Origin of the sequence: Gottfriedia sp. NPDC056225, assembly GCF_042267765.1 — a bacterium.
Lineage (GTDB): Bacteria > Bacillota > Bacilli > Bacillales > Bacillaceae_G > Gottfriedia.
Window position 1 is genome coordinate 19,482 of sequence record NZ_JBHJTJ010000007.1, and the last position, 20,714, is coordinate 40,195.

A 20,714-nucleotide genomic window follows, 5' to 3' on the forward strand; every position below is an offset into this window, starting at 1 on the left:
TCAAAATTTCAACGTGGTCCGTCCTGCGTAGAGATAGGGTTCATAATCAGTATGAAATTATTTGTTGCTGTCGCGTTTAATTTTCTTACAATCATCATGTTAACCTACCTCCTTCTTATTTGATAATCTTATCATATACGAGTACACTTTAAAATGTCAAACTATTTTTAATAAATTTATTATTTAATTTTAAAGATTATTGCTTCATACGGTCTTAAGCTTAGCTTATCAATCGTTAAACTTGAATCCTTATAATTACTCAATAGTATACTTACTTGATCTAATTGAGCATTATAACTAAATTCTGATTCATCTTTCGTAAAGTTTGCAACAATTAACAGTTTTTCATCTTGGTCCTGTCTTGTATAAGCAAATACTTTTTCATCTTTTTCCGCTAGCATTTCAAATGAACCATAAACAATAGCAGGAATTTCTTTTCTCAATTGAATTAATTGACGATAATGATGAAAAATTGAATCTGGATCGTTTATCGATTTCTCAGCATTAATATTCGTATAATTAGGATTCACTGTTAACCACGGATTTCCACGTGTAAAACCTCCATGCTGATCCCCATTCCACTGCATTGGAGTGCGAGCATTATCTCTACCTTTTGTATAAATTGATTCCATTATGTCTTCATGCTTGTACCCATTTGAAATTCGTTCGTTATACATATTCTTCGTTTCAATATCGTCATATTCCTCAATACTTTCAAAACGAATATTTGTCATTCCAATTTCTTCACCTTGATAAATATAAGGTGTACCTTGCATTAAATGTAGTATGGTTGCAAGCATTTTTGCGCTTTCAATTCGATATTCCTCATCATTACCCCATCTTGAAACAATTCGTGGTAAATCGTGATTATTCCAAAATAAGCTATTCCAAGCCTTCCCATCAAGCTGTGTTTGCCATTTATGAAATACTTCTTTAAGCTCCAATAAATTCAATGGCTTTAAATCCCACTTTTCTTTTCCTTCTTGTTGATCTAGACCTATATGCTCAAATTGAAAGATCATACTTAATTCATTTCGAGCTGGATCCGAATAAAGCTTTGCAATTTCAGGTGTTGCTCCCCAAGTTTCACCAACTGTTAATACGTCACTTTTTCCAAACGTTTTTTGATTCATCTCATGTAAATAATCGTGTAACTTCGGTCCGTTTGCTGTAATCTCCTGATCAGGAAGTTTTCCGATTAAATCAATTACATCCATACGGAACCCGCCAATTCCTTTATCAAGCCAAAAATTCATCATATTATATACTTCATCATGTACTTTTGGATTCTCCCAATTTAAGTCAGGCTGCCTTTTACTAAATAAATGCAAGAAGTATTGACCGGTTTGTTCATCAAATTTCCAAGCACTACCACTGAATACAGAAGGTAGATCATTTGGTTCACTTCCGTTTAAAGGGTCTCTCCATATATAATAATCCCGATAAGGATTATCTTTACTTTTTCGTGATTCAATGAACCATGGATGCTCATCGGAAGTATGGTTTACGACTAAATCCATTACTATTTTAATTCCATGTTTATTTGCTTCAGAAATTAAATAATCCATATCTTCCATCGTACCGAACTCTTCCATAATGTCACAATAGTCGCTAATATCGTAACCGTTATCATCATTAGGAGATTTATATACAGGGCTCAACCAAATAACATCTATACCTAATAGCTTTAAATAATCAAGCTTCTCAATAATCCCTTTAATATCGCCGATTCCATCAGCATTACTATCCATAAAACTTCTAGGATAAATTTGATATACTACGCTATTATGCCACCATTTTTTCTCCATTTTAATTGCCTCCTAGATTATGTATCAATTTAAATCTTAAAAACTCTTTTTCCATTCTAGTTAACACCTGTTTGTCCAAAACTTTTTGAACAAGTCATTTAAAATATAAAACATAGGTCAAAAAAGATTAAAACAATTACGGTAATTGAAATTTCAAAGAATTGAATTCCCTTTCGAAACTTGTGCAACCGTGTGCATTTTTTCTGTTAAAAATAATAACTATTTTTTAGAAGTCTGGTCCACACTCTTTTTAACCGCTTACATTTACTATTTTAACAAGAATGATTCGTAATGCAACCATTTACATTTTTTAAATAGATTTCGAACTCCTTAGATTAATTTTCCAGATAACAAATTAATCTATTTTTTATTTATTTGAAATTTTTATTAGATAGGACAAGCCATCTCTACATAGTATATATAGCTACAGATTTTTAAATATTGTTGGGGGGAAAAAATTGTTTAAGCGCTGTTTTATTTTTTTCTTAGTACTTCTTTTATTTTTGAGCACTTCTTTTGTTCGGTCTTTCGCAGAAACTGAACCAGCTTCTCAATTTATCATTATTAACAAATCGATTAATAGATTAGCTTTTTATGAAGATGGTAAATTAGTAAAAGTTTTTAAAGTTGCTACTGGTAAGAGTCAAGATTTAACTCCTGAAGGGAAGTTTAAAATCGTCGTTAAAATTGTAAACCGTCCTTACTATAAGGAAAATATTCCTGGTGGTGACTCGAGGAACCCTCTTGGAAACAGGTGGTTAGGTTTAAATGCAAGAGGGACATGGGGTACAACCTATGCAATCCACGGAAATAACAACCCAAGTTCGATCGGAACTTACGCTAGTCACGGTTGTGTACGGATGTATGATGAGGAAGTAGAGTGGTTATTCGATCGTGTTCAAAAAGGTGCTACTGTTTTAATCACATCTTCTAACCAGTCATTCCAAGACATCGCCGTTGCAAATCATTTATTTGATGCAGATTCAGGAAGTGTCGTTGTAACAAAGCCAACTGATATTCCTACTAGTTTACAGTTGGGAAGCGTGGGTTCAGAAGTTGAATGGCTACAGGATACTTTAACAAAACTAGGCTACTCAACAAACGGAGTTGATGGCTATTTTGCTAAAGGTACAGATGAAGCAGTAAAGGCATTCCAAATAGATAATGGATTAACTGCTGATGGTGTCGTTGGCGCAGGTACAAAAAAGATATTAATAGACAAACTCCAAGAAAAAACCCGTGAGTCATTATCCGCTTATTTTTATACGTATACAATAAAGAAAAATATTAATGTACTTGGGGAAGATCGATTTGATAGTAGTTTAAATGGGGTTCAAAAATTATATTACTAATCAATACTAAAAGCCATTAGCTATCTAATGGCTTTTTTTTGATGTACCAAACTTTATCAACAAAAATGACTGATTTATCAGTAAAAATTAGCGTTTATCAATAAAAATCGATACTTTATCAACAAAGTTCACAGCTTTATCAATAATTTAAATAAAGTGTTCGTATTTTCAACTAGCAATCGTTACAAACAAAAAGCTGTTGTGATTGATTCAACAGCTCTTCTACATGATTATTTCGTTAAATATAAATACAATAATTTCATCGTATTTTCCATCGCACTATAATGAGTTCTTTCCATACCGTGAGAAGCATGTACACCTGGCCCAATTAGCGCTCCACGAATATCCTGACCTCCACGTAATGCAGCAACTGTATCAGATCCATACATTGGATAAATATCGACCGCATAGCTAAGCTCATTTTCTTTCGCTAAATTGACTAAATCAGTTGTTATGTTGAAGTCATATGGTCCGCCAGAGTCTTTTGCACAAATAGAAACATCATACTCAGTACAGCTTAAATCATCTCCAATACAGCCCATATCAACTGAGATTAATTCAGTAATATCAGATGGAATATAAGATGATCCATGACCAACTTCTTCATACGTTGAAATAAATAATTTCGTTGTATATGTAGGAACAATGTTTTCCCTTTTAAATAATTCAAGTAAACCAATTAAACAAGCAACACTTGCTTTATCGTCAATAAATCTTGATTTAATGAATCCGCTATCAGTAATCGTCGTTTTTGGGTCGAAGAAAATGAAATCTCCTGGGCAAATTCCAAGATTTAATACGTCCTCTTTAGACTTAACATTTTCATCAATGCGAACTTCCATGTTTTCTGGATCGCGTTTTTTTGTTTTACTATCTTCGAATACGTGAATCGATGGACTAGTAGATAAAAATGTACCTGTATAAATCTTTCCTTCACGAGTTCTAATTTGACAATATTCACTATCAAGAGTTGGTACGATTGGCCCACCAATAATAGTGAATTTTAAAGTACCTTTGCTTGTAATTGATCGAACCATTGCCCCTAGTGTATCAACATGTGCAGATAATCCGATGACTTGCTCATTGCTTTTCCCTGGAATAGTAATGACTCCGCAACCTTTATTAGTCGTTTCGAACTCATAACCTAAACTATTTGACCAAGACTGGATTAACTCCATAATTTCAAAACAAAAACCACTTGGACTATTAAACTCAAGTAATTGTTTAGCAGTATTTAGCACATATGCTTTATCAATTTTAATATTCATAGTTATCCCCTTCAATTTTTAAATTTTCATGCAATTCTCAACGTATTTATCATACATTTATTTATGTTTGTTATCAATAATATTGGAAAATTACTAAACTGATCGTTAGGACCATCAAATATTAAATGATTGTAAAAAAGGACTAAATCTTAGCTACTATTTTCAAGGTCTGGAAAACTGTCTGAGGTTTAACTTATATTCCGATTATATTAGCCTACTAAAAATTATGAATGAATTGCACTATATTCTACTTCATATAAATAATATAGATCTTACATGGTAATTAAGTTTAAAAACGAGGTGAAAAGGTGTATTTTTTCAAGCCCATTTCTGATAAAATTCATTTATTTCAACTAAAATTCAATAAACAGAGTAAAACGATGAAATTTATTTTAGTCTCTATTCTTGCTTGTATTGCTGCATTTTTCCAAGCTGCAGGTGGCTTTTTACCTGTTGTAGGATTATTTTTAAGTCCACTTGCCACTGCACCTATTCTAATTTGCTCCATGTTCTCCGTTACGAATGGATTAAAGTCCTATTTTCTAACAATCATCTTATTACTCATCCTTCAGCCAACCGAACTTATTATATTTCCGTTTACAACAGGCTTATTAGGAATTGGAATAGGCTCTTCTTTTTACTTTTTTAAAAAGAGATTAAGTATCATTCTAGCTGGAGCAATTCTATTAGTGTTAGGAATCATGAATCTATTATTTATTTTTCACTTTCCTGTTTTAGGTCCAGCCTCCTCTGATTCTTTTTCAACATTTACCGTACTAATCATATTAATTTTTTCTTTCTTTTATTGCTGGTTATGGGTTGAAATTGCTTTAATTATTTCTAAGAGATTGGCTTTGTTAATTTAACAGATGTAATCGTACTCATGGAATTGTTATGAGTACGATTTTTCTTTTCCTTACTCTTTATCGATAATAGATTCGACCTAACAACTATTTGTTTAATACATAGTTCCAGTTCCTTTTAGATGAACTTCTGCTTTTACTCTAAATTCAAGTTCTGTATAAATTTCTTTCCATTTATTGATTTCTTTTTTCGTCATACCGTATTTTGCTTGAAAATTCAAGAATTGTGATTATTTCTGCCTCGTTTGCATTGCCTGTTTCTCCATATAGTTACGCATTTTTTTCATATTTTCTGGTGCGTCCCATGGATCTTCTACAATCATTTCAATCATACAGAGTCTTTCGGTACATTCAATTTCTGCTTGGCTTATAGCCTGTTCAAGTTCTTCATAAGTTCGAACAATTGCAGTAAACGCATTGCCTCCAAAAGCTTCAGCCAGTTTCGTATACGACCAACGTGGGATTTTGTTGTATTTTTGATCTTTTGTTTTGACATTTAAATATTTTTCGATCGTGTAACCATCATTGTTTAAGACGAAAATGATTGGTTTACAACCATAGTAGAGCATGGAGCTGATTTCTTGGGCCGTTAGCTGCAGTGAGCCATCACCTGTAAACAGCAACACCCGTCGTTCTGGCGCAGCGATACAAGCACCGAACGTCGAGGGGGTAGCATATCCGATTGATCCCCAGCCTCCTTGTCCAATATATGTAACATTACTCGGCAGCCTTACCTCCGACATACCATTGTAGAATGTACCGATCTCGACGATCAAAATGTCGTTCTTTTTCAGCATGCGCTGAAAAAGTGGATAATAGCCAGCCGCTTTCAAAGATTCATCCGTACCTAATGTGAACTGATTATATGGAAATGCTACTTTTCTTTGAAATCCATCACCTTTGAAACCGAGTTTTTGAACTGATAGAATCATATCTGAAGCAAAAACGTTCTGATAAACTGCTTCAGCGACTTTAACAAAGTCAGACTGAATATTAACAGTCACAAGTGAATTCAATTTTGCGGTAAAGTTAGCTGTGTTAGTGTCTGCCATTACCATTCCGATAGCGATTATACAGTCTGCATTTTCTACTATACGTTGCACTTCTGAGCAACCGAAAGAGCCTATATACATTCCGACATAACTAGAATGAGTTTCATCGAATGCTCCTTTGCCGAACATCATAGCTGCAACAGGTATATTCATAGCTTCTGCCAGTTGTAAAACTTCAGCTTGGAGGCCAAAACGCATAGTTTTTACATCCACTAAGATAACTGGCTGGTTAGCACGTTCTAGCAGTTGACGAGCATGATCAGTCGCAGCCTGTAGAGTTTTTGGATTAGACGTACGTAATGGCGCTTTCGGCACTTCCCGTACTACAATTGGTTTGCTCACTAAATCATTAGCCACAACTAGGTAAACAGGTTGTTTCTTTTCTTTAGCAATGCGAATGGCAGTTGGAATTTCGATCATGGCATTCTCCGGTGTCAACACTGCAGAATAAGCCGTTATTTGCTCATACATATTACGAAAAACTTGAAAATTTCCATCCATTAAAGTATGGTGCATCTGTTTGTGTTCATTTTGATCTTTTGTAGGAGGCGAACCAACAATATGGATTACAGGAATATTCTCGCTATATGAGCCAGCTATCGGATTAGTTGCGTTTAACTCTCCGACCCCAAATGTTGTAATAAGTGCTGATATCCCCTTAACTCTTGCATAGCCATCTGCAGCATAACCCGAGTTTAGTTCGTTCCGTCCTTCTATAAACTGGATTCCATTATATTGCTCTAAAGTATCGAGCAGTGAAAAATTATAGTCCCCTGCAACGCCAAAAATTTCTGTAATGCCCTCAAATTTCAAACAATCGAACAAATACTGACCAACAGTTTTTTGAGCTTTTGCAGTATGAATGACGGGACTTTCTGTATTATTCATTTTATCCATTACACGCTCACTCCATATTCCAATTGGGTTTTCCCATTTTTTTATACCTTTTTATTCGTCCCCTTTCTTTGAACAGGCTATTCGATATTTGTTTAATAATCCATCAAGTTTAAAAACCTTTTCGAATAGTTAAATGTAGTAATTAAACTTCACCCCACGCTAAAAAACCACAGAAGAATCTGCGGTTTTTTAAATTCTGTATAAATTATTAACTAGATTCATGGAACGATTTCAAAAATAGTTCCTTGATTATAATCAGTCACTTTCGTAGAACCATAAACACCTAAATACATTTTTGATTGATTTAAATTCGTACCTAGCCCAACATAGTAAGCTGGTTTGGACCCAAAATTATAATCGGTTTGAATTATACTGAAATCGCTTTGTTTACCATCATGTCTTACTTTCGTATAAGCTAAAACACCTTTAATTTCTCCTTGTGTACCTTTCCGTGCTAGATCAGTAAACACCACACTACCAGACAGACTAGTTATTTCATTCCCCATATATGCTTGGACTCCTGTAAGTGCAGTTCCTTCAAATTTATTCGTTCTTGGATCTTTGTGATAATAGCAAGTTAAAGGTTGGAGACGACTAGCTGAAAGCTCTACTGATTCATTGTAATAAGCAATTGCTTTCTCTTCCAAATTTGAAGTTTCATTACATGCATTTATGATCGAAGTAGGGAAATTACCTTCCCAGCCTCGCCAACCAAAGTTAATAAACCCATCCAAATTAGATTCAGCATTCATATTAGCTTGAATCAGCTGAATAACAGGTATTGGTTTATATTGAATAAATGAATAAATTGACTCAACCATATCCTGACCAACATTACCTACATATTTAATAAATTGATTAGATAAACTTTGATATGAAATACCTGTTATGTTGCGAACACCTTTTGCTATAACTGTGAGAGTTTCTTGAATGGTTGTTGGTAGTTCATTAAAACGAGTAACAACTGGGAGATGATCGACGATTGTATTTTTTCCTACATCAATTTCAACAATTTTGCCCGCGATTTCTAAATTGTTCTGGCTTAAGTTAAAAGGATCATAGCCTGAACCGCCATCTCCTGTCGTTAAAACAAGCTTTCCTGTTTCCGGTGAAAAGTTTAATGAATTAACACCATTATGATTTAAGAATGGTCTTCTAAATTTAAGTAATGTTCTCCGTATTTGGGGCGTGCCATTGGATTGCAAAGCCCACTCCTCAACTGTATCGATATGATCATAATGATTTTCCCTATCTTCCCATTTTAAGTTTAGAGTATTTGGCTCACATGGATTAGGTTTAAACGGTTCTGAGAGTGTACCCGGACCTTGAGAATCAGCTACTGAATAATGAAGATAAAACAAACCATTATGATAAAAATAAGGATGAAATGCTAGTCCTAACAGCCCACGTTCATCATAGCCACCTGAAGCACCTAGTTTTAATACCCGTGGCCGTAAATCTAAAAATGTCCTGATTTCTCCATTTCCTATGTAAAAAATCTCCCCTAGTTGAGTTGCGATAAATAATCTTTCAACAGAATCCCCTGGAAGAAATGTTGTCTTCATGACAGTCGGCAAATTAATATTACTAACAATAGGGCGTAAACCAACCTTTACATCTCCCATCTATTCTCCACCTACTTTTATCTGTTTTCTTCTATTAAAAATATGATTAGAACAGTTTCACTAGTACCGAAATTCAACTTTAAGAGGGATTCCACAGTTAGAAATATAGTTTCCATTGGTTATTATTGTTAAAATATGGTTATGTTTATTGAGCGTATATTTCAAAGAATTAGAGAGGAATGAGTAATTTTGATAAATGCAATATTTATTTTCTTATTAGCCGGTTTGGCAGAAATAGGTGGTGGATACCTTATTTGGTTATGGCTAAGAGAAGGACAATCAGCTTATTTAGGACTAATCGGGGGGATAATTTTAGCCGTTTACGGTGTCATTGCAACGTTTCAAATTTTTCCTACATTTGGTAGAGTATATGCTGCATATGGGGGCGTGTTTATCGTTCTTTCAATTTTATGGGGATGGGGTATTGATAAAAAATCACCCGATATATACGATTGGATCGGTGCTGCTTTCTGTTTAGTCGGTGTGTCTGTCATTTTATGGGCACCTCGGAATTAAATTACTATTCAGGCAGGATAGTACAATTAGAAATTGAACTATTATAGTTAAGAAAATTACAGCATTTTTTGATAATAGTTTAAGGAGTGGTAAAATTGGCTTTACAAATCGGAGATATTATTTCATTTGAGCGAACTTTTACTCTAGAAGATGTTGAATTATTTACAAAGGTTTCTGGCGATGCAGGTGTTCATCACGTGTCCCCTGATGAACAAGGTAGGCTTGTCGTTCAAGGGTTATTGACAGCAACATTACCAACAAAAATTGGTGGAGATCACAATGTACTAGCACGCTCTGTGAATTTTGACTTTTTAAGACCAGTCTTTACAGGAGATACAATTATTTGTGAAGTAACAATTGAAAAGTATGAAAAGCAAGAGAATAGGCTTTCGATTTTAGCCTCCTTCCTATGTACGAATCAGAATGAGAAAAAAGTGTTGAGCGGAAGTTTTTCAGGAGTAATATTATAAACTCGTTTAACGTAAATCAATTTGATGTAACAATGGGTAGCCGAAAAGACGATGACATTAATTTCATTTAATTCACATTCACTATACCTACACTTTGAGACTGTCTAACTAACAGTCTCTTAATTTTTAAGTTTGATATAGTGACTGTAATGCTTCATGTTCTGAATCTTTTTTTACATATATATCATATTGCGTATTCTCATCAAATTGCCTCCTATTTCTTAAATTCATCGGTACTTTCGTCTTATACTCAATACCATTCTTTTTCAATTTACCAATAATAAGAAAATAGTTTTGGTAACCAAAAGTAGTATAAATTAATTTCCACTTTCGAATTAAATATAATTGAATGAAACTATAAAGAACAATTATTATAAATAAATAGATTACTAGAAATAACATACTAGTCCCTCCAATTAACATGTTTTATTTAGCATATTTAACTGCTACTAGTTTTTATGTATGTATTTTCGAAAATTATTATATTTATTGCAGCTTTTCTATTAGAACAAAAAACACTCCAGTAAATGCTTACCGGAGTGTTAGATTAATTAAAAGAATCCTAGTTTACTTGGAGAATAACTAACCAGCATATTCTTTGTATTTTGGTAGTGATCCAACATCATCTTATGCGTTTCACGGCCTACGCCTGAATTTTTATATCCACCAAAAGCAGCATGTGCAGGATATGCATGGTAGCAGTTTACCCATACTCGACCTGCTTCGATGTTGCGACCGAATCGATAGGCAGTATCCATATCACGAGTCCAAACACCCGCTCCTAATCCATATAACGTATCATTCGCAATTTCCAATGCTTCCTCTTTTGTTTTAAATGTAGTAACAGAAACAACAGGACCAAAAATTTCTTCTTGGAATACTCGCATTTTATTGTTCCCTTTAAAAATTGTCGGGTTAACATAAAAGCCATCTTTAAGTTCTCCATCAAGAACATTACGACTACCACCAACTAAAACTTCTGCACCTTCATTCTTTCCAATTTCAAAATAAGATAAAATCTTATTCAATTGCTCATGTGATGCTTGCGAGCCGATCATTGTTTGAGGATCTAATGGATTTCCTTGTTTAATTGCTTTAACACGTTTTACTGCGCGATCCATAAATTCTTCATAAATCGATTCGTGTATTAACGCCCTAGATGGACAAGTACATACTTCTCCTTGATTTAAAGCAAACATTGTAAATCCTTCAAGTGCTTTATCGAAGAATTCTTCATTCTCAACTACATCTTCAAAGAAAATATTTGGTGATTTACCACCTAATTCTAATGTAACAGGAATTAAATTTTTTGAGGCATATTCCATAATTAATCGTCCAGTTGAAGTTTCACCAGTAAACGCAACTTTAGCAATTCGATTACTAGAAGCTAATGGTTTACCAGCTTCTAGACCAAAACCATTGACGACGTTGACAACTCCAGCTGGTAATAAATCTTGAATTAGTTCCATTAATACTAACACTGAAGTAGGAGTTTGCTCTGCTGGTTTAAGAACTACACAATTCCCTGCAGCTAAAGCAGGTGCAAGCTTCCATACAGCCATTAAGATAGGAAAATTCCATGGAATGATTTGACCTACAACTCCTAGTGGCTCCTTATAATGATAAGCAACTGTATCACCATCTAGTTCACCGAGTGATCCTTCCTGGGACCTGATACAGCCTGCAAAATAACGGAAATGGTCGATTGCTAATGGAATATCGGCTGCTAAAGTTTCACGAACAGGTTTACCATTTTCCCAAGTTTCAGCAACAGCAAGATATTCTTTATTCACTTCCATACGATCAGCTATCTTATGTAAAATATTTGATCTCTCTGTGACTGACATTCTGCCCCATTTTCCTTTTGCACTATGAGCAGCGTCAAGAGCTAGTTCAATATCCTCAGAAGTCGATCTAGCTACTTCACAAAAGACTTGTCCAGTTACAGGCGAAACATTTCCAAAGTACTGCTCTCTTACCGGTCTTACCCATTCCCCACCAATAAAATTGTCATAACGATTTTTAAACGTAATTAATGAACCAGATTTTCCAGGTGTTGCAAATACCATAATGATTCCCCCTTAATAGCTTGTCTATATAAACTATGAGATTCTACCTAAAACTATGACTAATAATCTATCTTTTATTTAATAGAAATATTTTGATTCAAATCTAATAATTAGGTAGAATGATAGAAGTGTTAAAAATCTGTTAGAAAATGAGGGGTAACTGTGCGTAAAAACTTCGTAGATATTTTATATCTCCTTGTTGGATCAGCAATATTTGCAGTCGGTGTTAACTTCTTTGCGATACCGAATAAATTAGCTGAAGGTGGCTTTACCGGCATTACAATGATTACATATTATCTTTTTAACTGGTCACCTGATGTCGTATATTTTGTTTTAAATGCTTCGTTGTTAATAGTTGGATATAGGTATTTGAAGAAGCAATTAGTTTTATATACAGTTATTTCAATTGTAGCTATTTCATTTTTCCTACGTATTACTGATGGTTACGGTGTACCAACAAGCGAGACTTTATTAGGTACTATTTTTGCTGGTGTATTAATTGGGCTAGGGTTAGGAATTGTCTTCCGCGCAGGTGGTACAACAGGTGGTTCCACTGTTCTTGCACAAATGGTCCATCAATCGTTTGGCTGGAGTATTAGTAAATCTTTACTTGCCTTTGATTTAGTTGTCGTATTAGGTGGCTATTTTGTAATCGGTTTTGAAAAAACACTGTATACCGTCATTTCAATTTATATTGGAATTAAAGTAATGGATTATGTTATGGAAGGAATAAATCCGAAAAAAGCAATTACAATTATTTCTGACCAAGCAAATGAAATTGCACAGATCGTATCAAATGAATTGAATCGTGGGGTAACAATCTATCCAGCAAAAGGACATTTCTCAGGTTTAAGAAAAGAGTCATTATACATAATTGTGAGCAATAAGGAATTGTTTGAACTTAAAAAAATAATTCACGCAATCGACCCAAAAGCATTTGTCGTTATTCATGATGTAAATGATGTATTAAAAGCAGGATAAACAAATCATATTAAGTTAAACAAAAAAACAAATCACTTTAGTCATTTACCTAAAGTGATTTGTTTTTTTACTTACACCTCTTGTTTCCCATTTATTCCTGATTCTAAAATTTGATTTATGTTTTCTAATTCTTTTTGCAACATTACGATTTTTGTAATTTGAGCTTTCTTTTCTTCATCGGTTTCGATTTCTTCCGCACTCAATGCAGCAATTTCTAGTTGTAATCTAATTCGTTCATTTAATAAAGATTGTTGATCGTTTGTAATGCTTTGTCTACCGTTCCATTCCGCAAAAGAACCTTTGAATTCATAAAGATTACCATTTTCGATATGAATTACACGATTTGAAACTTTTTTTAGTAAATAAGGATCATGAGAAACAACTACAACGGCTCCAGGATAAGCAGCTAATGCTTCCTCAATTCGTTCTCTCGTGTGAATGTCTAAATAGTTTGTCGGCTCGTCAAGAACAAGTAGATTTGAGTCTGAAAAATATAGCTTTACGAAAGCAACTCTACATTTTTCCCCCATACTTAATTGAGCGATATTTTTATAAACATCCTCTCTTCTAAAAAGGAAGCAAGCTAGTAGTGTCCTCGCCTCAGTTTCAGTCATATTTGGAAGAGATAAAATTTCATTTAAAATGGTAGAATCTTCATTTAACGCTTCGAGCTCTTGCATAAAATAACCTATTTTTAATTGAGGATTATGTCGTACGGACCCATTACTCGGAATCAATAATCCCGTTAATAATTTTAAAAATGTAGATTTTCCAGAACCATTTTTACCTATTACAGCTAATCGATCTTCTCGACCTAACAGAAAGTCAACTTGGCTAAATAATGATTTGTCAGCGTATGAGAAATCTACTTTTTCAAAGTTAATCATTTGCTTTGCAGTGAACGTTTCATTTTCAAAGCTAGCTGCGATTGTCTTAACTTCTTTCGGTTTTTCTACTTTTCTTTTTTCTAATCGTTCTAAATCCTTTTCCTTTGATTTAAATCTTAATGCGTTTTTTGCAGCTTGTTTCTTTGCAAAAGGATCACGTTCACTCGCTGCATTATGCGAGCTTGTAAACCATTGTTTATATTGATTAATCGTTTCGATTAACTTTTTCTTTTCCGCTTCTTGTTTTTCATATTGAGCTTGCTGGGTTTTTCGCTCATGTTCTTTTTGTATTTTATACGCTGAATAGCCACCATTATACTTAAATGTGCCAGCATGTGTTAATTCAACCGTAACAGTCGCAACATCATCAATGAATTGTCGTTCATGTGATATAAAAAGCACACTGCCTTTAAAGTTTTTTAACCACTCAGTTAACCATTGAATCGACTCTGTATCTAGATGATTTGTTGGTTCATCCAAAATTAATAGCTTTGGTTGTTTCATCATCACTTTTGCTAATTTAACTTTTGTTTTTTGTCCACCACTTAAATGACTGAACGGGATATTCCATAATTCTTGCGGTAATTGAAATTTCTTTAATACTTGATCTATATTATTTTCAAAGTCGTATCCATCTAATTCTAAATACTTACTTAAATACTCATTATATTTATCAAGATTTTTTTCATTAGATAGATCAAGTGATAGCTTTTCTAAATTCTTCTTTATTAAATAACGTTCCTGATCAAATGATTCGATTACTTCCCTTGCTGTAAGTAATTCCTGGTCTTCTTCATCTGTTAAAAGCCAACCTATATCTTCTTTTGAATATTGAATTTGCAATAACCCTTTATTAAGCGGAATATTTCCTAAAATTGCATTGATAAATGTTGATTTCCCAACTCCATTTTCACCAATTAAAGCAACTCGTTCGCCTTCTTTTAGTTCTAGATTTCCATTTTTAAAAATTGTCATTCCGTTTAACTCTATTTCAATGTTCGATGCTTTTATAATAAACATATACTTCACTCCATCCAATTTAAAAATATCCCTCTGTTTTTAGCCCAGAGAAAATAAAAACACACAAGCAGTATCTGCCTGTGTGTAAATTGGATGTAATTTAATCAGCCTAGTACATTCGAAAAAGTATATACAAAGTTTAGTTATTATTAAATAAACCATTTTTTTAATTGAATGGATTTACTTAATATTCATTATGGGCTCAAAAAATAGACATACTTATCCAATTTCTCTGTTTTCAGGCAGAGTACTTTTTTGCTATATAATTCTTTAGCTTTAAAAGTTATCGGATATTGTACATAGTGTCTAAATTTGATGCCTCCTTAAAAATATTAATTTAATCTTAGCTTACTTTTAGTATGATTTCAATCATTACTTTTATTCTTTCCAAATTAATGCCAATTCCTTACTTAATTTTTTTCTTAATTGGCGACTTTCTAAACGCTTAAATGCTAATTGTTGCAATTTAATTTCTTCTTCAGTTTCTGGTATTGCCTCTACTACTTTATGAGGTTTTCCATCTTTTAGTGCAACAAAAGTTACAAAACATGTTGCTGCTACTCTTTTTTCTCCTGAAAGCAAATCTTCTGCAGTTGCTCGAACAAATACTTCCATTGAGCTTGAGCCTGTTAAGATGACGAATGATTCATAATAAATGCAGTCACTTTCACGAACTGGACATAGAAACTCGACTGAATCCATCGACGCGGTTACACATTCCATTCTCGAATGCTTTGTTGCTGAAATAGAAGCAATTAAGTCCATTGCTGCAAGCATTTTCCCACCGAATAATGTACCATGGTTATTTAAATCAGTTGGAAATATTCTACTACTATCAAATACTCTGGATTCTTTAACGTATCTACTGTTCATCGGTTTCTCCCTACTTTTAATTAATTGAATTATGTATTTCTCTAATTTTTTTCACTGATTTTATCAAATTTACAATTCATCTTTATTCAGTCTCATGGCGAGTCTTTATTTCAAATTCAGACTTGACCCTATTTCATCAATTCTTTCAACTTTGCTATCTTACTTGTTTAATTTCCATCGTTTTTTGCATGTAAAATTGGAAGTTTCATAAATTCTCCTAAAAAAATAAAAAGCATTTTCATCTCTAAAAAGATAAAAATGCCTTAAGATCGTTGGAAAACATAAAATAATGACAATACTTTAAATTAAGCTTTCTTTCAAAAAGGCACCTCCCTATCTCTCGTAGGTCAAACAGCGTCGTTAGAATAGGCAGGTCTCCTGACTTTAGAATTTTCATCTATTACAGTGGCGGGACCGCGTTGGAATTTCACCAATCTTCCCTTTTAAGTAAATGAATTAATAAGAATTTCATTTACACCTATTCCCTACTATTTAGTTTTCATTATTTTGTCATAAAATACAAAAATAGTCAAAATATTTATTTCTTTTCCAAAAATCATAATATTCATTTATTACATCTTAATAACTTTTACTTAAAACAAAAAGTAACTAACCATAGATACGGATGTGCTTTTCATACAAAAAAATATACTAAAAATGGTTTAAATACCACATTTTCCCTAACTTTTTTTATGGTATAGTAGGTTAAATTAGAAATTTTTAACAAATATAAAAATCTGCAACTAAAAAATAATTACTATTGCAATAGAATGTTTGATGAAAGATTAGGAAATAAAGGAAAGGAATACAAACAAAAATTAAACAATTAACCAAACTCTTCACGATCTTTCCAACCATTAAATTCGACCTACATATGAGGTGATTAATATCATGTTAATTTATCGTCGTTTTTTAAAAAACTTATTTTTAATACTACTTGTATGTTTATTCGTTTCTGCATGTTCAAATCCTGACTCAAAAGAAGAATTAAGTAGTATTTCATCAAAATCCTTAAAACAAGATCAGAAGGACTTTGTAAATAACACTGAGGCTTCGGTCAAAGATCAAAAAAAGCAACCATCCGAACAGCTTGTAGCTAGTAATCGCAAATTAGTAAAAACAGCTGAATTACAGCTCGAAACCAAGAAATTTGATAAAACCATTTCAGCTCTTGAAAAATCAGTTAGTAGTTCGAGCGGCTATATCGAATCGAATCATATTAGTGGAACATCCATAATGGAAAAGTACTCTAGTAACGACTCTGAGCAATCACCATCTAGAACTGCAAATTATACAATAAGGGTTCCATCAACAAATTTAAATGAATTCCTATATAATTTAAATAAGATTGGAAATGTAATTTCAAAAACGATTTCAACTGATGATATATCCAATCAATACTTTGACACAGAAACGCGTATGAAATCATTAAAAATTCAAGAAGACCGTTTATTGAATTTATTAAAAAAAGCTGGCTCTTTAAAAGACATTTTAGAAATTGAAAAGCAATTAACTGATGTTAGATACGAAATTGAAAGTTTAACAACAACTTTAAAAACTTATGATTCAGCTGTAAACTACAGTACAATCAATCTTTTTATTAATGAAGTTTCATCGATTACAGATACAACTCCTCCAATAACGATTGGAGACCGGATCGGTGTAACATTTAAACAAAATGTTGATGCAATCGTGAGTGGATTTAAAAATACGACAGTTTTCTTGATTGGTAATTCTCTTATGATTATTATTTGGTTTGCGATCATTGCAGTTGGTTATTTTATAACGCGTAAAGCCATTAAAAAATATCAAGCATAAAACATACCTAAATAGTTTTAAGATAGCATTCTTAAGAATAGAATTTAGTTAGATAGAATAAACCGTTTACCCTTTCTCAATATAAGTATCTATTTTACTAATCATTTTCATAGTTAGTTTAAAAAACAACTTATAGAAGGAGATCTATTATATGAGTCATTTCTTATTAAGTAGACTAGGTAATTGGAAAATACAAATTCATTGCCACGCTGGTATTCGAACTGTAGGAAATGAGAGAGAAGTTCTTGTACTTGATGAAGAACATGAAAAAATTGCTCATTTTTCAATTGATTCAAAAGGAGCCTTTTTAATCCTTCAAATCCCTTGGGGTGGCTATGTGAAAATTAAAGAGGGCTATCAAACAATTGTTGTACATATTCCATATGAAGAAGTTGCGGAAGAATAATTGTCATTATTATTGATTTAATAACTTGAAAAAAAGAGTGTGCCTTTTTGGCACACTCTTTTTTTATTTACGTAATGTTAAAAACTCTAATTGTCTTAAACGCACTGTGAAGAATGTAATCGGATCAAAGTAAATACTTGGATTTGATTTCATGTCATCTAAAGTACGGTTATAGTTAGAAATTGCTAATCTTATTTCATCAACTAGCTCATGAATTTGCTCAAATGGAGCATTTAAGAACATAGCTAAATCTCTTGGTAAAGTCTTTTCAAACATTTCAAATTGTAGGAAAAACTTAGTTGATAGATCAGATGTAACATCATCGTAGTTTACATTATCAACATATTTTTGGTATTGAGCAACAAGCTTCGATTTATTTTGAGGTAATAAACCTAATAAGATTCCTGAGCTCTTTAAAATAAATTGAGATGGTGATGCGTTTAATAATATATTCATCTCATCTAATTGAGTCATACTAGTCATTCGATCAGCATCACGACGCCAGTCATCTAATACTTTAAAGTCACACTCAAGGCTTAAATATTCATTTCCAATATACTCATTTAAAGAATTACTCATTTCTGCTAAATAGCTTTGAGTACCTTCTAGTAATACACCAGATTCTTTAATCCAATTTTGAAGTGCTTCATTTAATTTTGGTAAAGTAGTCGCTCTGACATACTCACCAATTCGATGATTCATCTCTTCATTTACAGTTTCAAGAATAGTACTGAAATCACTATCTTCTTTAATTAATTCTTTACATTCCTTTAACAGGCCAGGAACACTTAATTTTAGATCATATTTTAATTCGTCTTTTAGTTCACGATATGAGTTTTTAATTGTATTTAAATGTTCCATTTCTTTATCTTTTAAAGAATGTAATAAACCGTTTAACTTTTCATCAAGAACTTCATTCCATTCTACATTTGCACGTAACTCGTCTTCTTTTTCAACTCGTTTTTCAAGTAGGAAATTGATTAGTTTTCGAATTGCTAAAAGTAATTTCTCAGTTTGCTTTGAATTAGCCTCAGTTGATAGTACATTCTTCTCAATAAATAGTTCTAAGTCTTTAAACTGATCTTGATTACTATAAATAGATGAGTATGGTAATACTTTAGCACCAGGGAAGTCTACCGTAATTTTTGCTTGTATTTCATTACGAACTCGTTCAATCTCTTCTTTACTATAAATCGAATCCATTTTATTTAAAATAAAGTGAATCGGAAGTGTTGGTAATTCTTTTTGAATAGTAATTAGTAATGAACGTTCATTCTCTGTATAAGGTGCAGTAGCATTTAGTACAAATACAAGTCGATCTGCTAATTTAACAGATTGTAATAGTGCTTTTGTATTTATTGTGTCTCCATCAATTCCAGGAGTGTCAATTATTGAAAGGTTATGTTTTTCTAAAAATGAATTTGGCAATTTATAGTAAACTAGTTCATCACCTTTTAACAGATTATTTTCAACTGTTGTTAAATCATAAAAATCAGAGTATTCAGCAAGCTGCGTATTTCCTTCGTTCGAGAATACGATTATTTCTGATTCATTATTTTGCTCAAATAATACAGGCATAGTCGTAGAAGATCCCATCATCTTCTCACCTAAAAGTGAGTTAACAAATGAAGATTTTCCGTTTCCAGCTGTTCCTGCTATTAGCATAGTTGTATTTTCAAATTGAGTTAATTTGTTTGTCCACCATTCAAAGCTGTCGCCAACTTCAATTTCATTAATTACAGACCATTGTAGAATGTTTTCAAATAATTCTTTTCCAATTTCAAAGCAATCAGGCGTTTGCATAAGTTGTTCAAATGCTCTCTCTGCATCAACAACTATTTGCTGATCGATACGTCCTGGGAATATACGATCCCATGCTAAAGTTGCAGTTGTTGCTAAAACCGCACCTTTCAAATCAGTAATGCGCAACCAATTTGTTAAGAAACTTGGCATCATCTCTTCAAGCTGAGCTACAAAATATTCACCTTCAACTAATGCCTCGTAAGTCATAGTATAAATTAAAGGCAAACGATTCCATTTAACCCCTGTTTCAACGTTGATTTGGAATAACATATCGTTAAATGTTTGTAACCAATTTACATAAACTGGTTGTTCACGATAACTGTTCCATAATGCTTCTACCATTAGTTCAAAATGCTCTAGATTTACTTTACTTAATGAAAGTAACGTTTGAACGAAATAACTTGGTGCCATTTCTCTTGTTACACCATTAATGATATATTCCTTCAAAATGATAAACCATTTTAAATCTTCTGTTCGAATTGATTCGTCTGAAGCTAATGCTACAGCACTGTTCCAATCGTGGTTTTTCTCATAAAAATTACGTGCAATTTTTGTTACATTAGGATAATCAGGATTATATTTCACTGCTTCTTTAATAATACGATCTGCTTCCTCATATTTCGCAACATCAATATAAAGTGAAAATAATTGTAGGTAGATCTCAGATGTTAGAGTTCTACTTTCTGTTTTAACTTCTTTATAAAGTTTCTCTGCTGTTTCATAAGAACCAATCTCATAATAAGAATCAGCTATATTTTTCTTTGCCCAATCACTTAACTGGTTTCCAACCTTTTCCCATTTAAAAACTGCAGATTCAAAATCCTTATTTTCAAAATAAACTTCACCTTGTGCAAATCGGATTGAAGAAAGATCCATCTCTTCATCTTGCTCTCTGTAAAGGTCTGCTAAAACCGCAATCGGATGATTTTCATTATGATTTTCATTTAAATATGATTTATAAAATTCTTTTTTAATAAATTGTTGTTTTACTGTCATTTCATCACCT

General features: G+C 32.8%; 17 protein-coding genes and 1 riboswitch. Of the genes, 7 read left to right on the plus strand and 10 right to left on the minus strand.

Annotated features, from left to right (window positions below; translation table 11 throughout):
- Positions 1–179: 179 nt before the first annotated feature.
- Positions 180–1,808, minus strand: a complete 1,629-nt coding sequence (locus ACFCYN_RS07090; protein WP_375948408.1) for a glycoside hydrolase family 13 protein — start codon at positions 1,806–1,808, stop codon at positions 180–182.
- 458 nt (positions 1,809–2,266) lie between these two features.
- Between ACFCYN_RS07090 and ACFCYN_RS07095 the strand changes: the two genes are divergently transcribed.
- The gene (locus tag ACFCYN_RS07095; RefSeq protein ID WP_375948410.1) at positions 2,267–3,160 is read left to right on the plus strand and encodes a L,D-transpeptidase family protein; all 894 of its coding nucleotides are present in this window, start codon (positions 2,267–2,269) and stop codon (positions 3,158–3,160) included.
- Positions 3,161–3,390: 230 nt separating this feature from the next.
- Here the strand turns inward: ACFCYN_RS07095 and ACFCYN_RS07100 are convergent, their stop codons facing one another.
- Positions 3,391–4,428 carry a M42 family metallopeptidase gene (locus ACFCYN_RS07100; RefSeq protein ID WP_172445136.1) on the minus strand — a complete coding sequence of 346 codons (1,038 nt, stop codon included), beginning with the start codon at positions 4,426–4,428 and terminating at the stop codon, positions 3,391–3,393.
- 380 nt (positions 4,429–4,808) lie between these two features.
- Between ACFCYN_RS07100 and ACFCYN_RS07105 the strand changes: the two genes are divergently transcribed.
- Positions 4,809–5,294, plus strand: a complete 486-nt coding sequence (locus ACFCYN_RS07105; protein ID WP_375948412.1) for a hypothetical protein — start codon at positions 4,809–4,811, stop codon at positions 5,292–5,294.
- Positions 5,295–5,386: 92 nt separating this feature from the next.
- On the opposite strand, the gene ACFCYN_RS07110 is transcribed toward ACFCYN_RS07105, so the two are convergent.
- The 3 genes from ACFCYN_RS07110 to ACFCYN_RS07120 form a co-directional block, all read right to left on the minus strand.
- The gene (locus ACFCYN_RS07110) at positions 5,387–5,512 is read right to left on the minus strand and encodes a hypothetical protein (protein ID WP_375948414.1); all 126 of its coding nucleotides are present in this window, start codon (positions 5,510–5,512) and stop codon (positions 5,387–5,389) included.
- Positions 5,513–5,521: 9 nt separating this feature from the next.
- Positions 5,522–7,240, minus strand: coding sequence for an alpha-keto acid decarboxylase family protein (locus tag ACFCYN_RS07115; protein ID WP_375948416.1), 1,719 nt, complete (start codon positions 7,238–7,240; stop codon positions 5,522–5,524).
- Between the two features lie 218 nt (positions 7,241–7,458).
- Complete coding sequence (locus ACFCYN_RS07120; RefSeq protein ID WP_375948418.1) at positions 7,459–8,865, minus strand: PQQ-dependent sugar dehydrogenase; 1,407 nt, start codon at positions 8,863–8,865, stop codon at positions 7,459–7,461.
- A 192-nt stretch (positions 8,866–9,057) separates the two neighbouring features.
- Here ACFCYN_RS07120 and ACFCYN_RS07125 point away from each other — a divergent pair, with 192 nt between their 5' ends.
- Both ACFCYN_RS07125 and ACFCYN_RS07130 read left to right on the plus strand, forming a co-directional pair.
- Complete coding sequence (locus tag ACFCYN_RS07125; RefSeq protein ID WP_375948536.1) at positions 9,058–9,381, plus strand: YnfA family protein; 324 nt, start codon at positions 9,058–9,060, stop codon at positions 9,379–9,381.
- A 95-nt stretch (positions 9,382–9,476) separates the two neighbouring features.
- A complete protein-coding gene (locus ACFCYN_RS07130) occupies positions 9,477–9,851 on the plus strand; it encodes a hotdog domain-containing protein (protein ID WP_375948420.1) in 375 nt (124 codons plus the stop codon).
- A gap of 126 nt (positions 9,852–9,977) precedes the next feature.
- On the opposite strand, the gene ACFCYN_RS07135 is transcribed toward ACFCYN_RS07130, so the two are convergent.
- Together ACFCYN_RS07135 and adh are read right to left on the minus strand one after the other, a co-directional pair.
- Positions 9,978–10,253: a hypothetical protein gene (locus ACFCYN_RS07135; protein WP_172445144.1), complete on the minus strand. Its 276-nt coding sequence runs from the start codon at positions 10,251–10,253 to the stop codon at positions 9,978–9,980.
- Positions 10,254–10,402: 149 nt separating this feature from the next.
- Complete coding sequence (gene adh / locus ACFCYN_RS07140; RefSeq protein WP_375948422.1) at positions 10,403–11,920, minus strand: aldehyde dehydrogenase; 1,518 nt, start codon at positions 11,918–11,920, stop codon at positions 10,403–10,405.
- 162 nt (positions 11,921–12,082) lie between these two features.
- Between adh and ACFCYN_RS07145 the strand changes: the two genes are divergently transcribed.
- The gene (locus tag ACFCYN_RS07145) at positions 12,083–12,901 is read left to right on the plus strand and encodes a YitT family protein (RefSeq protein ID WP_172445148.1); all 819 of its coding nucleotides are present in this window, start codon (positions 12,083–12,085) and stop codon (positions 12,899–12,901) included.
- Positions 12,902–12,972: 71 nt separating this feature from the next.
- Here the strand turns inward: ACFCYN_RS07145 and abc-f are convergent, their stop codons facing one another.
- A complete protein-coding gene (abc-f, locus tag ACFCYN_RS07150) occupies positions 12,973–14,808 on the minus strand; it encodes a ribosomal protection-like ABC-F family protein (RefSeq protein WP_172445150.1) in 1,836 nt (611 codons plus the stop codon).
- Positions 14,809–15,186: 378 nt separating this feature from the next.
- Positions 15,187–15,681, minus strand: a complete 495-nt coding sequence (locus tag ACFCYN_RS07155; protein ID WP_098117374.1) for an acyl-CoA thioesterase — start codon at positions 15,679–15,681, stop codon at positions 15,187–15,189.
- Positions 15,682–16,032: 351 nt separating this feature from the next.
- A riboswitch (cobalamin riboswitch) is annotated at positions 16,033–16,178 on the minus strand.
- Between the two features lie 394 nt (positions 16,179–16,572).
- On the opposite strand from ACFCYN_RS07155, the gene ACFCYN_RS07160 reads away from it, so the two are divergent.
- Together ACFCYN_RS07160 and ACFCYN_RS07165 are read left to right on the plus strand one after the other, a co-directional pair.
- The gene (locus ACFCYN_RS07160) at positions 16,573–17,499 is read left to right on the plus strand and encodes a DUF4349 domain-containing protein (RefSeq protein ID WP_375948425.1); all 927 of its coding nucleotides are present in this window, start codon (positions 16,573–16,575) and stop codon (positions 17,497–17,499) included.
- A 151-nt stretch (positions 17,500–17,650) separates the two neighbouring features.
- Positions 17,651–17,905 carry a hypothetical protein gene (locus tag ACFCYN_RS07165; protein ID WP_172445152.1) on the plus strand — a complete coding sequence of 85 codons (255 nt, stop codon included), beginning with the start codon at positions 17,651–17,653 and terminating at the stop codon, positions 17,903–17,905.
- Positions 17,906–17,968: 63 nt separating this feature from the next.
- Here ACFCYN_RS07165 and ACFCYN_RS07170 read toward each other — a convergent pair whose 3' ends face one another.
- Positions 17,969–20,704, minus strand: coding sequence for a dynamin family protein (locus ACFCYN_RS07170; RefSeq protein ID WP_375948428.1), 2,736 nt, complete (start codon positions 20,702–20,704; stop codon positions 17,969–17,971).
- Positions 20,705–20,714: the final 10 nt, after the last annotated feature.

What these genes read in the sequence shown, in the direction of transcription:
- ACFCYN_RS07135 (WP_172445144.1), bottom strand. Translation starts at nt 10,253, where the DNA reads ATGTTATTTCTAGTAATCTATTTATTTATAATAATTGTTCTTTATAGT.
- ACFCYN_RS07155 (WP_098117374.1), bottom strand. Translation starts at nt 15,681, where the DNA reads ATGAACAGTAGATACGTTAAAGAATCCAGAGTATTTGATAGTAGTAGA.
- ACFCYN_RS07100 (WP_172445136.1), bottom strand. Translation starts at nt 4,428, where the DNA reads ATGAATATTAAAATTGATAAAGCATATGTGCTAAATACTGCTAAACAA.
- ACFCYN_RS07120 (WP_375948418.1), bottom strand. Translation starts at nt 8,865, where the DNA reads ATGGGAGATGTAAAGGTTGGTTTACGCCCTATTGTTAGTAATATTAAT.
- adh (WP_375948422.1), bottom strand. Translation starts at nt 11,920, where the DNA reads ATGGTATTTGCAACACCTGGAAAATCTGGTTCATTAATTACGTTTAAA.
- abc-f (WP_172445150.1), bottom strand. Translation starts at nt 14,808, where the DNA reads ATGTTTATTATAAAAGCATCGAACATTGAAATAGAGTTAAACGGAATG.
- ACFCYN_RS07090 (WP_375948408.1), bottom strand. Translation starts at nt 1,808, where the DNA reads ATGGAGAAAAAATGGTGGCATAATAGCGTAGTATATCAAATTTATCCT.
- ACFCYN_RS07170 (WP_375948428.1), bottom strand. Translation starts at nt 20,704, where the DNA reads ATGACAGTAAAACAACAATTTATTAAAAAAGAATTTTATAAATCATAT.
- ACFCYN_RS07115 (WP_375948416.1), bottom strand. Translation starts at nt 7,240, where the DNA reads ATGGATAAAATGAATAATACAGAAAGTCCCGTCATTCATACTGCAAAA.
- ACFCYN_RS07105 (WP_375948412.1), top strand. Translation starts at nt 4,809, where the DNA reads ATGAAATTTATTTTAGTCTCTATTCTTGCTTGTATTGCTGCATTTTTC.
- ACFCYN_RS07160 (WP_375948425.1), top strand. Translation starts at nt 16,573, where the DNA reads ATGTTAATTTATCGTCGTTTTTTAAAAAACTTATTTTTAATACTACTT.
- ACFCYN_RS07165 (WP_172445152.1), top strand. Translation starts at nt 17,651, where the DNA reads ATGAGTCATTTCTTATTAAGTAGACTAGGTAATTGGAAAATACAAATT.